At 33.6% G+C, this 13,964-nt stretch carries 17 protein-coding genes; 8 read left to right on the top strand and 9 right to left on the bottom strand.

The features are described from left to right. From AP75_RS11730 to AP75_RS11685, 9 genes are all read right to left on the bottom strand, one after another. Positions 1–375, bottom strand: a 375-nt coding sequence (locus AP75_RS11730; protein WP_143755876.1) for a transposase, incomplete at its 3' end; no start/stop codon positions are given. A 179-nt stretch (positions 376–554) separates the two neighbouring features. After that, on the bottom strand, positions 555–695 hold the full coding sequence (locus AP75_RS11725) for a single-stranded DNA-binding protein (RefSeq protein ID WP_242589808.1): 141 nt from the start codon (positions 693–695) through the stop codon (positions 555–557). A gap of 533 nt (positions 696–1,228) precedes the next feature. Further along, entirely contained in the window at positions 1,229–2,068 is an 840-nt protein-coding gene (locus AP75_RS11715; RefSeq protein ID WP_031504003.1) for a toprim domain-containing protein, read from the bottom strand. A gap of 59 nt (positions 2,069–2,127) precedes the next feature. Beyond that, the gene (locus tag AP75_RS11710) at positions 2,128–2,421 is read right to left on the bottom strand and encodes a hypothetical protein (protein WP_143755874.1); all 294 of its coding nucleotides are present in this window, start codon (positions 2,419–2,421) and stop codon (positions 2,128–2,130) included. 63 nt (positions 2,422–2,484) lie between these two features. Beyond that, positions 2,485–3,609 (bottom strand): hypothetical protein, encoded by a 1,125-nt coding sequence (locus AP75_RS11705; RefSeq protein ID WP_024564044.1) that lies wholly within the window; start codon positions 3,607–3,609, stop codon positions 2,485–2,487. Positions 3,610–3,659: 50 nt separating this feature from the next. Further along, positions 3,660–3,887, bottom strand: coding sequence for a hypothetical protein (locus tag AP75_RS11700; protein ID WP_024564043.1), 228 nt, complete (start codon positions 3,885–3,887; stop codon positions 3,660–3,662). A 51-nt stretch (positions 3,888–3,938) separates the two neighbouring features. After that, the gene (locus AP75_RS11695) at positions 3,939–4,649 is read right to left on the bottom strand and encodes a ribonuclease H family protein (protein ID WP_031504008.1); all 711 of its coding nucleotides are present in this window, start codon (positions 4,647–4,649) and stop codon (positions 3,939–3,941) included. A 2-nt stretch (positions 4,650–4,651) separates the two neighbouring features. Continuing rightward, entirely contained in the window at positions 4,652–4,903 is a 252-nt protein-coding gene (locus AP75_RS11690) for a DUF3853 family protein (protein WP_031504010.1), read from the bottom strand. Then, positions 4,903–5,187, bottom strand: coding sequence for a DUF3853 family protein (locus AP75_RS11685; protein ID WP_024564040.1), 285 nt, complete (start codon positions 5,185–5,187; stop codon positions 4,903–4,905). Before AP75_RS11685 ends, AP75_RS11690 begins: the two co-directional genes overlap by 1 nt. 132 nt (positions 5,188–5,319) lie before the next feature. On the opposite strand from AP75_RS11685, the gene AP75_RS11680 reads away from it, so the two are divergent. The 8 genes from AP75_RS11680 (at position 5,320) to AP75_RS11645 (ending at position 13,964) form a co-directional block, all read left to right on the top strand. Then, entirely contained in the window at positions 5,320–5,769 is a 450-nt protein-coding gene (locus tag AP75_RS11680; protein ID WP_088264813.1) for a hypothetical protein, read from the top strand. Between the two features lie 2 nt (positions 5,770–5,771). Next, on the top strand, positions 5,772–6,461 hold the full coding sequence (locus tag AP75_RS11675) for a hypothetical protein (RefSeq protein ID WP_088264812.1): 690 nt from the start codon (positions 5,772–5,774) through the stop codon (positions 6,459–6,461). Between the two features lie 15 nt (positions 6,462–6,476). Beyond that, positions 6,477–7,742, top strand: coding sequence for a site-specific integrase (locus AP75_RS11670; RefSeq protein ID WP_088264811.1), 1,266 nt, complete (start codon positions 6,477–6,479; stop codon positions 7,740–7,742). Between the two features lie 375 nt (positions 7,743–8,117). After that, the gene (locus tag AP75_RS11665) at positions 8,118–10,187 is read left to right on the top strand and encodes an N-6 DNA methylase (RefSeq protein ID WP_031504015.1); all 2,070 of its coding nucleotides are present in this window, start codon (positions 8,118–8,120) and stop codon (positions 10,185–10,187) included. A gap of 32 nt (positions 10,188–10,219) precedes the next feature. Continuing rightward, a complete protein-coding gene (locus AP75_RS11660; RefSeq protein ID WP_143755872.1) occupies positions 10,220–11,602 on the top strand; it encodes a restriction endonuclease subunit S domain-containing protein in 1,383 nt (460 codons plus the stop codon). After that, the gene (locus AP75_RS11655; RefSeq protein ID WP_088264809.1) at positions 11,553–12,434 is read left to right on the top strand and encodes a hypothetical protein; all 882 of its coding nucleotides are present in this window, start codon (positions 11,553–11,555) and stop codon (positions 12,432–12,434) included. The genes AP75_RS11660 and AP75_RS11655 overlap by 50 nt, the downstream gene beginning before the upstream one ends. A gap of 1 nt (position 12,435) precedes the next feature. Next, a complete protein-coding gene (locus tag AP75_RS11650) occupies positions 12,436–13,599 on the top strand; it encodes a putative phage abortive infection protein (protein ID WP_088264808.1) in 1,164 nt (387 codons plus the stop codon). A gap of 26 nt (positions 13,600–13,625) precedes the next feature. Then, a complete protein-coding gene (locus AP75_RS11645) occupies positions 13,626–13,964 on the top strand; it encodes a hypothetical protein (RefSeq protein ID WP_031504028.1) in 339 nt (112 codons plus the stop codon).

Below are 13,964 nucleotides of genomic sequence, written 5' to 3'. Positions count from 1 at the left end.
GATTTTTTGGAACAGTTTCATAAAGAGTTCCTCCCCGAAAAGCGCCCGCGTCCTGGATATGGTGGAATGCCACGGAAGCTCCTCATCCAGGTCGTAGCCCAGGAAAAGGCGGCTGGAGAGGCCGTCTGAACAGAACCGCAGCAAGGCGCGGCCGCTGTTTAAATTGTTCAGGTAGCCCACTAACAGTATCTTGAAAAAGACCACAGGATCGATGCTGTCCTGCCCGCAACGGCCGTAATAATGAGAGGTTGACTTGTAGAGGAAGCTAAAGGGTACTTCCTGACTGATTTTACGGTAGAAATCATCCTGGGGAACGAGCCCCTCCAGGCTGAGTTCGTAGAAGATTTTCGGTTCAAATGTTTTTCTGCCTTGCATACGCTAATTTACGGAGAATAAACGATATATACAATTGATTTTCAATATTTTAAACCCGTTTATAACCACATTTTCTATTTCTGAAATCTTTTTACCGTATCTTTGAAAAGAGGTTGTGCAACAGGCACATAGTATTTGCAAAATGCGGGATGAAGTCTTGAATTGAAAAGCCTAAATATTTAGCCGCACATGCTTTTCAATTCCACTTTTTTTAGTAATTCACTGTCATTGGTTGCTACCGAAAAGTTTACGACCTGTTTATCGTTTTTCAAGGTGTTGATTTCTGCATTTTTGGTAATTCTACCTACGATTGTGTTCATAATCTTAAATTTTAAAATGTTAATATTTTGTTAATTTTTGTTTTGTCAAAGGTCAAATGTTGAGAGTGAATTGATTTGGTATCGAGGACACTCGGCATTTTTCTTTTTTTATATTAAGTTAGAAAACAGTATTTTTTGCTGGATTTTTATTGTTTTTCCGTTGATTTCAAAGAACGTCTATGGTTGATTTGATTCGTACAACTGAGGTTCCGGCTTTTTCTTTGCCCATGAACATAGGACGGCACCATCCATACAAAACCCGATTCGGTTCCGCTGGATAAAGGCAGAAAATTCCGAATCGGGCTTGAAATCTTTTTGTCCGAAGGATTTAGGAGTGTCTGGAAAAATTGTTGGAGCTTGTGGAAAGAATTTTTTTAGAAACCCAAAAAGATTTTTTTGTGCGGATGGTGCCGTCCTACATTTGCAAATGTAAAAGCCCAACCGCAGTTGGGAAATTACTCAGTGGACGTTGTTGTCAATGGAATACTAAAGGAAATTCATTGGAAAATGGTTTCTCCAATGATTTAAACTGATCAAATATTACAAAACCACTCGTTCAAATCCTTAAAATCATGATAAATTAAAGAGCAATCCTCTACATTTTTGTATTGACTTTTAATTTTTAATTTAACCGATTTCCCATTCTTATCATTGTCTAGAAAAAGTGAAATTTTCTCATATTGTTTCAGTTTTTCTTCCACCTTGAAAAACATTGCGGTTGAATTTAAAGTCAAGTAATCACAGTTTGAGTTATCTGATTTGTCTAAATTTCGGTAGGTCAGATAATCGAAAAAGCCCTCAAATATGAGAATCTCGTTCTTGAGATTATCATCATTAACAATCAACGTCACATCCTTCTTTCCCAAACATATTTTTGACTGTGGATTGCGAATCTCAAAACCTCCGGACTTATTCTGAAATCCAATTCCGAAATATTTTCTTCCTTTCAATTCGTAGTGAATTTCCTTAACCCTATGCTTTTGCTCAAAAACTCTTCGGGACTTCAGATACTGAATTAAGGCAGGATGCTGGATTTCTTTGATTTCTAAAATCTGATTGCATGTTTGACCAGTAGTTTCGTGATATTTTATTTCATTTTGAACTCTAAAATCCAATGTTGAAAGGCATTTCAATGCTTCTGAAACAGAACATTTCTTTATCTGTTGGACAATTGAAATCACATCGTAACTTTTTCCATTTCCAAAATCGAACGCCTTGTTTTTGACAAAATCGACCGCCAGACTTGGAATTTTTTCCTCCCGGTCCAACGCAAAATAAAACGCAGTTTTCGGATTTTCTTTGACCGGAAACAGCCCGAACGACTCCAAAACCGCCCGAATTCCGACGTTTTGCTTGACTTTTTCGCAATTCATTTTTTTTCTTTTAATGCAAATTACTTATCCACATTTCCCTTTTAAATAAAAAAAGACTTTTAATTTACTTTTATAATACTTTTAGCAAACGGCATTCTTCTTTTGCCACAAAGGATTTGATGGTGTTTTTCGGTGAGTTCAATTCCGAAAACTAGTGAGTTCAATTCCGAAATCTGGGTGAGTGCAATTCCGAAATAAAGCCTGTTTTGGGGTGAGTGCAATTCCGAATCGATTTTTCCATTTATTCTGATAACCGTAGTTATCCACAAAACAGCTAGGTTATCCAGAATTTTTGTGTTTTCTAAATCTTCGGGTGAGTGCAATTCCGAATTCGATGCTGTTATTTTGTTCATTTTTAACATTTCTTTAACTTTAGTGAGTGCAATTCCGAATTGGTGGTGAGTGCAATTCCGAAATCAGACAATCATCGGATAGCCATTAGGGAATATTTCTCCCATTTTTGTATTTCTATACAAATGCTTGATGTGTGCCTGAATTTCAATAAGAAATTTTTGACCTTTAAAGTCGGTCGATGCTATCTTTCTCATTCTGCAGTTCCTAATAAATTCCTTGAAGGCTCTTTCAATCAGTTCCCTTGTCTGCGGTATATTTTCGTATTGATGGAAAAACTGGACTGTTTCGGCTTCGTCTAATCTATATCGTTTTTTGAAATAGAGCAATCTTCGGTTAATTTTATGACTTTGGTTAAAATTCTCTTGGTTTGATTCTATAAGTTTTTTTGCTTCTTCAAATGGATGAGAAAATCCTTTGGTTAAGATAGGAACAATAAATATGGAATCCTTTTCATACCTGTATTGGAAAGAAAAACTATTGTATCTGTCGAGATTGATTTTGATGGGCTTTAGAAATTTGAAGCAGAAATCTTTGGTATTTTTATAATTTAACCCAAACTTTTTATTGAAATTACCCAGCTTCAGCATTGTTCCCGATTCGGGAATTTTTGAAAGCCAGATGGAGAAAATAATGTGTTTGTTGTTTCTGATATTATACACCAGATGATAGAGTACATAATTATATTCGGGAATAACCAATAATTTTTTCAGCCAGTAACTGCTAATTAGAAATGTGGTAAAACCTCTTTGGTCATAGGTTGGCGTAGAAATAAGTCCGCCAAATGTTTTGATTTCTTTCCCTTTTGAATTAAGCGATTTGTACCATCCCATCTTAAATTTGGCGAGAAACTCGTATGCATCCACAACCTGCTTTGTGGAACCACTCGGAGAAATTTTACTGTTCCGGATTTTGATGGAGGCGAAAATGTTATTTTCTGTTTCAAATTCTTCATCAAATAGGGAAAGTTGCTTCGGACGGTCTTCGGGACGAAACTGTTCATTGCCGATAATTGCAACGATATTGAAAATGACTCGAAGCGCATTGATTGGGATGTCCGCCGCTTGTTGGTCATCAAAAATAAAGTCGTCCACGAAATGGTTTCCCAGCCGAATCTTGTCGGGAACTTTTTCTCCCTTGTCCTCAAACTTCTTTCGGACATGGCGCAAATCTTTTTCAGATAAAGACATTTTCTATTCTTAATGTTCCTGGTTTCTTATTTCCTGATTTCAGATGGTAATTATTTGGTTCGAACAGTTTTCTTTACTAGTTTTATTTTCTCACTTTTCAGTGTTTTGTCTCCATCAATGAGATTGTAGTGTTTGTAGGAATCAACACCAGTTGCTTTGAACACCCTTTTTTCGGCTTCTCCTATATTGGGGATCCTCACTTTCTGGATACCCAGATATTCGTAAGATATTTTATTGATGGTTACTTTTTGACCAGGTTTTAAGTCAGATATTTTCATTGTTTTAAGTTTTTACGATTTGTTAGAAATGAAATCGACTTTTTATTGATTTCATGATGTTTTCGGTCGTTTGATATTTGGAATGGAATCGACGGAAACTGTATCATCATTTTGACTATTCTTCAAATAGGGCAGGATACTTTTTAATGAGGATTTCCAGTTGGAAATGGGTCTTCCAGAACTATTCCGCCAGTCGTTTTCTATCCACGAATGATATTTTTCTTCAATTACAGAGTCCAAAAGAGGCTGATAATCCTCTAAAGTTGTTGCAAACTGAATAAATTCTTCCAATTCGGGAATAATTTTTGACTTGCTGCTTTTGGAAGTATCAGTAATGGAAACTTTATCACTAGATTTACTGATTTTGGGAACAACTTCCTTGGACGAATCACTTCTCTTTAAAGTTTCATGTTTTTCACCAATCTCCAAACTTGGTACTTTTTCGATTTTTTCCTTCTCTATTTTCTCCAGTATGGGAATATCAGATAAGTAATTTAACAGAATTCTGTAATTACAAGGAAATCCACTTTTGGACTCAAATTCAACAAGACCCAACTCGCGAAGTTTATCTTTGGTCGGTTTTACGGTTTTTCTAGTTATTCCCAATGCATTACCGAGTGCAACATCGGAAATAACGACCTTATAACTATCGTTGTCCTTTCCTAATTTCAAAAGGTACAGATAGAGCGAAATTGCCGAAGAGCCAAGTCTTGCCTTCTGATTGAAGTCCCAAAATCGGTCGATAAGTTCCAAGTAATACATTTCTAACTGCTTGCAAAAAGTTCTATAGCCTTTTTCTTGTCGATAATGATGATGTTTCCTTTCTGAATGATGGCTTCATCCAAAATTCCTGAAGATTTAATCTTGGATGCTTTTGAAACGGAACAGCCCAGAATTTTTGCCAAACCTTTTAAACCGTATTCATACATATTTTCAGAATTTAAATTTTTAGATATCTCTAAAAATTCTTTTACGGTCAGATTGCAAAGAGGTGTTTGTGGGGTTATGTTTTCCATCAGCTGTTATCTTTAAAAAGTTCTAATGCTTTTTCGGAATCAATGATAATTTTTCTCCCATTTTGAATGATGGCTTCATCAAAAATTCCCTTACTTTTCAATTTTCCTGCATGATTTTTAGAGCATCCCAATATTCTTGCTAATCCAGAAAGACCGTAAACATACTTTTCATTAAATACCTTTTCTTGTGTGGGGTTTTCTGATGATTCTTGTTTTCTGGCATCTAAAATTTCCACAAATTCTCCTATGGTCAATTGCCAAATTGGTCTATTATAATCTTCCATTTTGAAATTTTTATTGTAATTTATTCTAAAAAAATACTTATTTGTATATATTTAACTATATTTGTATTGCAAATATAGAATAAATATTGAAATATATCTATATTTTAATCTCAAAAACAAAAAATTTTAAAGATGACTATAACTGAAAGATTGCAAAATTACATGACCTACAAAGGCTTAAACCCCAATAAAATCACTGTTGAAGCTGGTTTGTCTGTTGGTTTAATTGGCAGAGCTATAAAAAACAACTCGGGACTCAACTCAGATACTATTGAAAAAATACTATACACTTATCCCGATTTGAATCCGGAGTGGTTTATTTCGGAATCTGGTGAAATGCTAAAAACAAACAACCAAAACATTAATAATAATGGCTCAGGAAATAATGTAAACAGCAACATTAATGGAAATATTAGTGGAAATGTTACTATTTCGCATAGCGAGTTTTCTAATATGATAGAACTTCAAAAAGGCTATCAAGAAATACAAAAAGAACTAACAGAAAGATTGAAAACCAGTCAAGAGCAACTATCGGACAGCATGAGACAGGTTACTATACTTCTTGAAATTTTAAAAAAATAACTATGAAGAGGATTTTAATAATTAGTGCTATTTTATTTGGGGGAATCGTGATTGCTCAGCAGAAGAAAAATGCTTTTAATAATTGGAAAAGTAGAGATGGAGAAATCGCACAAAAGGTTTTTACAAAATATCAGGAAAAAGAAAATAAGAAAATAGAAGATGAAAAAGCAGATTTGATAAAAACTCAAAGAAAGTTGAAAATTGAGATAGTAAATGCGGGGGACTTTGAGAAATACAATCAAAACATGTGGCTTCGTATTGTAAAAGTGAATAGTGGAAATATAGAACAGATTGTTAGTAAAAGTAATACGGAAATTTCAGTTGTTACAAATACAATGGGAAAGAATACTTGGAAAGATGAAGCGGGAGGCTTTAATTATAAATCTTTCAATGAGTTAATGAAGATTTCCCAAGAGTTTACAAATTATAGAAATGAAGCAGGATTATCAGAAAATTCATTAAAGCCCATTGAATTTATTGAAACCAGCGAGCCTGTTTTATATTTCTCTTTAAAAATCTATACCCATAAAGGCGGTTCAGAACAAACAACTTCTTCAACATTGTCCAAAACAATAAATATTTATGCCGATAACCAACTTATAAAAACTTTAAAATACTCCTTAGATGACTTGATTAAAGCAGAAGGAGTGTCAATACGGGACTTTAAATTGGGTTCTATTGAAAATAGATAATCAATTTTTTCTAATATGAATATAAAATATCACGCTCAATTTCTTCTTGATAGGGAAAAAGACAACCCTACTGCAAAAATGCGATATCGTATTAAGTGGGATGGCAATATTGTGGCTTTCAATTTGGGATATAGAGTAGAAATACAAAAATGGAGCACAGAAACACAACGATGCAAAGCCAATACAACTCACGGGAACAAAAAAGTCTCGGCAAGTGTTATAAATAGAAAGATACAACTATTTGAATCCGCTTGTGAGAAAACATTTCAGAAATATGAAATTGATGATTTGATACCTAACCAAGACCAGTTTAGGGAATGGTTTAATGTTGAGATTGGAAGAACGCCTAAGGAAGAACTGAAATCTGAAAAGAATTTTTTTGAGATATATGATATGTTTGTTAATGAAGAATCAATTAACAGTCAATGGAATTTCAGGACTCTTCAAAAAATGAAAACGCAGAAAAAAGTATTGGAAGAGTTTGACCATGATATTTCATTTGAGAAATTTAATGAGCAATATCTTTCAAATTATCAGCGATATTTAGAAGGGAAGAATCACAAGAATTCAACAATTTCAAAAGAGCTTGCTGCATTGAAGTGGTTTTTGAAATGGGCTATGAAGAAAGGTTATACAAAAAGTGGAGAGTTTGAAAAGTTTAAACCAAAAATTAAAAATGTTCAAAAGAAAATCATTTTTTTGAACAAGTCTGAGTTAAAGAGATTTACTGAATATGAAATACCTACGGATAAAAGCTATCTTGAAAAAATAAGAGATGTTTTTTTATTTCAATGCTTTACGGGATTGAGATATTCGGATGTGTTTAATTTGAAAAGATCTGATGTAAAGGACGGTTACTTAGAGATAACAACACTCAAAACAGCAGATAATTTGATAATAGAATTGAATAGTTATAGCCGAAAACTTCTAAACAAATATATCGATGTAGAATTTGAGCATAATAAAGCTTTGCCTGTAATCAGTAATCAAAAAATGAACGATTATTTAAAAGAACTAGCTGAATTAGCTGAGATAGATGAACTAGTTACCCAAACTTATTTTAAAGGTAATGAAAGGATTGAAGAAGTTTTACCAAAATATTCACTTATGAGTACTCATGCTGGAAGGAGAACCTTTGTTTGCAATGCTTTGTCTTTGGGAATTCCACCTCAAGTGGTTATGAAATGGACAGGACATAGTGATGATAAGGCAATGAAGCCATATATTGATATTGCTGATGAAATAAAAGCAACAGCTATGGAGAAGTTTGATTCTTTTTAACGAAAATCTTTCTCGCCTAATAAGTGAATGAACAAAAATTCCTTGAAAGAAAAGTTTTTTTTAATAAGTTTAAAGTATCTTTGAAGATTGTGTACTAATTGTATGTAGTAATCTGCTCACACGTTACGATCTTTTTAAAGAAAAAGGAATCATAACCCACCTCACCACCGGAGAAATTGAATCCATTTACGGAAATCGTTTGAGATCTAGGATGAGGGAGATGTTTAACCAGTTTGGGTATGACGAGGAGTCAAAAGATAAAAGGAGGTAGCATTTGATTTACTTTTGGCTTTTTTATAAAATAAAATCGCTGTTAGATCAATTTTTTAGTTTGTTTTATCCTATTTTTGTAAGAATACCCAACAACTCAATTTAATGACACTATCAGAATTCCTCAAAGATTCCAACTATAAACTAACCCAGTTTTCAGAAGAAAAAATAAAAAAATTTGAAAACTCAATTTTCACAAAAACGGTAAAAGATAAAGAAGTTCCTTATATCAGTTGCATTGTCCGCAAAAAAGATATAAAACTTACACCGGAAGAAGCAATTAGGCAACTTTACCTCTTAACGCTTACTGAAGACTTGGATTATCCTACAGACCGTATGGAATTGGAATATGCAGTGGCCTTTGGTCGTGAAAAAAAACGTGCTGATATTGTCATTTTCGATAAGGACAAAACCACTTCGCCATACATTATGGTGGAACTTAAAAAACCCAAATTAAAAGACGGTAAAGAGCAGTTAAAATCCTACTGTAATGCAACAGGTGCACCTATTGGTGTTTGGAGTAACGGAGATTCAATTTCTTATTACCACCGTAAAGATCCTAACTATTTTGAGGATTTATCGCAGTTGCCAACAGCGTTGGAAAAACTTTCTGATGTTCTAAAAGAAAGATGGAAAATTGCAGATCTGATCAAAAAAGATAAACTGGTATCCGAAAGAAAATCATTGAAGGATCTTATTCTGGAAATGGAAGACGAAGTATTGGCAAATGCCGGTGTGGATGTTTTTGAAGAATTGTTCAAACTCATTTTCACAAAATTGTTTGATGAAATGCAGAGTGGTAGAAATGCAGACAGAAATTTGGAGTTTAGAAATTACGGCGATACAGAATCTGAATTGAAAGAAAAAATTCAGAAACTGTTTGATAATGCTAAGAAGAAATGGGAAGGCGTATTTACAGATGATGCAAAAATCATGTTAACGCCCTCTCACTTATCAGTTTGTGTGGCTTCCTTGCAGGATGTTAAACTGTTCAATTCAAATTTAGATGTAGTAGATGAAGCCTTTGAATATCTCATTAACAAAAGCAGTAAAGGGGAAAAAGGACAATATTTTACACCGCGATATGTGATTGATATGTGTGTGAAAATGTTGAATCCTCACAGAGAAGAAACAATTATCGACACCGCTGCAGGGAGTTGTGGTTTTCCGGTTCACACGATTTTTCATGTATGGGAAAACATTCTTAAAAGCAAAGGTCTGGATAAAAGCCACCTGTTTACTTTGGAGGAAAAACCGCAGGAATGCACGGATTATGTCAACGATAAAGTATTTGCAATAGATTTTGATGAAAGAGCAGTTCGCGTAGCAAGAACCCTAAATCTGATTGCAGGTGATGGACAAACAAATGTTTTACACCTCAATACTTTAGATTGGGAGCGTTGGGATGAAAAAACAGAAGACGAAGATTGGCAAGACACTTATTTTGAGGGTTGGAAAAAACTTAAAAAATTAAGAGCCAACAAAAACAGTAATCGTGATTTCACTTTTGATATCCTGATGGCAAATCCTCCTTTTGCTGGAGATATCAAAGAAAGCAGAATTCTGGCAAAATACGATTTGGGTAAAAAGCCGGATGGTAAATACCAAACCAAAGTAGGTAGAGATATTCTGTTCATTGAAAGAAATTTAGATTTCCTGAAACCGGGGGGTCGTATGGCAATTGTTTTACCTCAAGGTCGTTTCAACAACAGTTCGGATAAACAGATCCGGGAATACATTGCGGAGCATTGCCGTATTTTAGGTGTTGTTGGCTTGCACGGAAATGTTTTTAAACCACACACAGGCACAAAAACTTCAGTTTTATTGGTTCAGAAATGGGATGATAAATTGTGTCCTAAAGTGGAAGATTACCCAATCTTCTTTGCTACAATGCAGGAGCCAAGCAAAGACAATTCTGGAGAAAAAATTTATGTAAAGAAAAAAGATTATCCGAAGTCCGCCAAAAAAACCAAAAACGAGGATTTGGAGGATGTAGCAGTAGATGTGTATGATGAAGAACCCATGGATCTTGAAGAATTCTTACTGGATACACACGGCCACCTTATTGTAAAACACGATTTGTTCAACCACGAAGGACTCACAAAAGACGGTATAGCAGAAGCATTTATAGAATTTGCCAAAAAAGAAAAACTCTCTTTCGCGGGAAAGAACTAGGCCCTTTCAACCAAGAGAAATACAACAAATTGTTGGAAGGGCTTGAAATTAAAGTGGTTAATTTATTATCCACATTTACATCAACCTTTAGATTAGAATCAGAATATTATACTTCGATATCATTTAATTTAAATGATTATTTTTCTGGTGATGATATAATTGATTTTGTCCAATATGGTACTTCTGAAGAATTGAATGAAAATTACAATGGATATCCAGTATTGAGACTTAACGAGTTTGATAGTTATTTTATTGGAACCCCAGCCAAATATTGCAATAGAATTTCAAAAGAAGTTTACGAATCATTAAAACTAATTAAAGAAGATATTTTGATTTGTAGAACTAATGGCAATCCTAAATTTGTAGGTAAATCTGCAATTGTTATGCGAAATTATGATTTTGCGTATGCTTCCTATTTATTTAAAATTCGTCCAAAGAAAGATTATATAACCTCCGCAACACTTGTTTCCTACCTTAATTCAAAATATGGCAGGTTAGAGATTGAGAAATATTCCATGCAGGGAAATCAATCCAATTTTAGTCCTGCAAAATTTAGAGAAATAAGAATACCAAAAATTTCTTTTAGCATTCAAGAAATTATTACAAATCATTTTGAAAAATCTTTCAAAATTTTAAATCAGTCTAAAGAGCATTATTCTAAAGCAGAAAGCATATTACTAGGAAAATTAGGACTTTATAACTTGACTATTTCAAATAAAAACGTTAATACAAAACCCTTATGTGATTCTTTTCTTAAATCTGGGCGTTTGGATGCTGAATACTATCAGCCAAAATATGATGATTATCTGAATTTTATCAAAAAAAATAAAGATGGATTTTCAGACCTAAATACTGTTTGCACGATTAAAGATTCAAATTATAACCCTAAAGGAAATATTGAATACAAATATATTGAGTTGTCTAATATAGGATCTATGGGTGAAGTCACAGGAGCCATTGTTGATCTGGGTCACAATCTTCCTACTCGTGCAAGAAGAAAAATTGAAAAAGGAGATGTTATTATTTCTTCCATTGAAGGTTCTTTACAAAGTTGTGCAATTGTTCCAGAAGAGTACGACAATGCAATTTGTTCAACAGGTTTTTATGTTATTAATTCACAGAAAATTAATTCAGAAACATTGCTAGTACTTTTCAAATCAGAATTAATGCAGAATATTTTAAAGCAAAATTGCTCAGGAACAATCCTCACCGCAATTAATAAAAATGAATTTTTAAATATTCCTGTACCAATAATTGATGGAACAACTCAAGAAGAAGTCAGAAAATTAGTTCAGGAAAGTTTCACACTAAAAAACGAAAGCGAACGCTTATTGCAGGTGGCAAAGCAGGCAGTAGAAATTGCCATTGAGCAAAACGAGGATAAAGCATTGGAGTTTATTAATAAAAATAGTTAATATGCCGGTAAGTCAGGAAAACATAAATCGATGGATTGATCAGGCGAGTATAGATTATATTGGGCATTACATTAAAGCGTGGATTCCCTTTAATGCTTGGTACAACAATACATTTCCTCAACTAAATACTGATAGAGAGAAAATCAATACAATAAAGAACGATGCAAATACGGTAAGAAATGCAATCAATATGTTATTGGAAACAGATTCTCAACTATCCTTGGAGTTCAAAAGTCATTTGGCAACTTTAATTTTTCAGTTACAAGCACAACAGATCAATGGGCGAGATGGTAGAATATCATTTGATAATATTGTAAAAGAAAGAAATACTATAAATCAAAAAAGTATTGATTTTAACAGAAATCGATATTTTCTTCGTAGAACAGACGGTAGATTTGTTGGTGAGGTAACCTCTGTGCAGATTAATGTCAACAAACTTTCAGATAGTTCAAGTGTTTTCAGTTATCAACATACAGAATATGATTTAGTTCATTTGCAAAATAACGTGCATTATCAAGGCCTTTCTAATCAGGTGAAAGAACAGGTTCGTCTGTGCTTTCAGGAACTTGAACCATCAAATATAATTTCGGTAATGCAGGATGAACCAAGAGAAGCACCAATAAATTATTATGTGTGTGATGCCTACAAATTAAAGCGCGATATACAAAACCCCAATTGTTACGGACATTTGGTAATAAGGGCTCTTATTGAAATTTTATATCAGATGCGGAACGTTCTTTTTCATGGTGAGTTAGTTCCTAATCTTGAAGCCCAAAAAGCATACAATAGTGCCTTTCATTTATTAAGAATAATTCTTGAAAAAATAAGATAGTATGCAGCAAAATTCTACAGATGAAGAAATAATTTCAAAACTTGAAAAAAAGCCTAACAGTATTTTAAAAGTAGGATCGATTTCTTTTGGAATATCAATATTTATAATACTCTTTTTACCTTGGATAGTAACACAGTGTAGCAGCTGTTTGTCATTTAAAATTGACAAGCCTAACGAAATAGGAGATACCATTGGTGGTATTATGGGACCGAGTGTTGCAATCATTGCAGCAATGCTAACTTTTATAGCATTTTGGGCACAATATGATGCGAACATTGAGCAACGGAAACAGTTTCTTTTAAATCAGAAATCACAACAAGATGATGCAAAAATACAGGAAACACGTTTTTTGGATGCCCAAAATCGTATCAGCAAAGAGCAATTCGAGAATAAATATTATAATCTTTTAGAAATTCATCGTGAAAACACAAGAGAAATTTCAATTGGAGATAAATACGCGGGTGTTAAAGTCTTTTATCCTCTTGTTCAGGAGTTGAAATGTGCTTACGAAATATTATATAACAAATATCTCCTTTTTGATTCTTTCGATTCTAACCCCTCTAATTATACTGAGGAAGAACTCTACCAATTAGCCTACTTAATTTTTTTCTTTGGGATCAATAATAGTAATAACCCTTTGTTTAAAGAATTAATGAGTGATAGGTTGTTTTCTATTTATGAGGAGGTAAAAGAAATGTTTTTATTAATTGAAGAAACGGATTACGAATATCTTTCAAATGAAAGACGTACTTTTTGGATAAGGTTTAGGTATCGTGCTTTCATTGGTCATTCTTCAGAATTAAGCCATTATGTTCGCCACCTTTTTCAAATAGTGAAGTTTGTAGATGATCAGCCAACTGAATTACTTTCAGACGATGAAAAATACAATTATATTACCAACTTAAGAGCGCAGTTAACAAGTCACGAACAACTTTTTATATATTATAATGCCCTTAGTGTGTTGGGATATCCGTGGTTGGGCAAAAGCAGTTCTAATTCCGTTAATTATTTAGAAAAATATTGTATTGTTAAATCTTTACCGTTGCCACTGTGCGATTTCTACAAGCACCCACTTGAAAATCAGGTTCTGCCTAAATATAATTCACAAGGAAAACCAATGTTTGAATGGATAGAAATTAAAGAACGATTAAGCAACTTAAATTAATCCAAATGAATAGCGTCTACGACAGTATGTCAAAAGCAGAATTGGAAGTCTGCAATTTCTTAAAAGAACTTAAAATATTTTGGACATTCGAGCAACCTGTATTTCTTACAGATGATGGCAATCGCCCACGCATATTTTGTCCGGATTTTTACCTGCCTGAATTGGGAATTTACATTGAGGTAATCGGTAATCCCGGTCTAAATGACTATGGAAGACGTGAAGAAATCTATTGCAAGAATAATATTCCAATCATTTTTATAAAGCCTTTTAATCATATAGGGTGGCGAGAATATTTAGTCGATGAAATTGTTGCGATTCACCAGGATAGATATCAGAAAATTAAAAGGATACAATCGCATTGGTAA

The sequence above is a fragment of the Kaistella haifensis DSM 19056 genome, assembly GCF_000735695.2.
Lineage (GTDB): Bacteria > Bacteroidota > Bacteroidia > Flavobacteriales > Weeksellaceae > Kaistella > Kaistella haifensis.
Note: the sequence above shows the minus strand (reverse complement) of the source record. Positions and strands in the feature narration are given on the sequence as shown.

Bases quoted from the DNA above. Each gene is read 5' to 3' on its own strand.
- AP75_RS11665 (WP_031504015.1), top strand. From the start codon at position 8,118: ATGACACTATCAGAATTCCTCAAAGATTCCAACTATAAACTAACCCAG.
- AP75_RS11680 (WP_088264813.1), top strand. From the start codon at position 5,320: ATGACTATAACTGAAAGATTGCAAAATTACATGACCTACAAAGGCTTA.
- AP75_RS11690 (WP_031504010.1), bottom strand. From the start codon at position 4,903: ATGGAAAACATAACCCCACAAACACCTCTTTGCAATCTGACCGTAAAA.
- AP75_RS11645 (WP_031504028.1), top strand. From the start codon at position 13,626: ATGTCAAAAGCAGAATTGGAAGTCTGCAATTTCTTAAAAGAACTTAAA.
- AP75_RS11675 (WP_088264812.1), top strand. From the start codon at position 5,772: ATGAAGAGGATTTTAATAATTAGTGCTATTTTATTTGGGGGAATCGTG.
- AP75_RS11670 (WP_088264811.1), top strand. From the start codon at position 6,477: ATGAATATAAAATATCACGCTCAATTTCTTCTTGATAGGGAAAAAGAC.
- AP75_RS11705 (WP_024564044.1), bottom strand. From the start codon at position 3,609: ATGTCTTTATCTGAAAAAGATTTGCGCCATGTCCGAAAGAAGTTTGAG.
- AP75_RS11725 (WP_242589808.1), bottom strand. From the start codon at position 695: ATGAACACAATCGTAGGTAGAATTACCAAAAATGCAGAAATCAACACC.
- AP75_RS11685 (WP_024564040.1), bottom strand. From the start codon at position 5,187: ATGGAAGATTATAATAGACCAATTTGGCAATTGACCATAGGAGAATTT.
- AP75_RS11700 (WP_024564043.1), bottom strand. From the start codon at position 3,887: ATGAAAATATCTGACTTAAAACCTGGTCAAAAAGTAACCATCAATAAA.
- AP75_RS11695 (WP_031504008.1), bottom strand. From the start codon at position 4,649: ATGTATTACTTGGAACTTATCGACCGATTTTGGGACTTCAATCAGAAG.
- AP75_RS11715 (WP_031504003.1), bottom strand. From the start codon at position 2,068: ATGAATTGCGAAAAAGTCAAGCAAAACGTCGGAATTCGGGCGGTTTTG.
- AP75_RS11650 (WP_088264808.1), top strand. From the start codon at position 12,436: ATGCAGCAAAATTCTACAGATGAAGAAATAATTTCAAAACTTGAAAAA.
- AP75_RS11710 (WP_143755874.1), bottom strand. From the start codon at position 2,421: ATGAACAAAATAACAGCATCGAATTCGGAATTGCACTCACCCGAAGAT.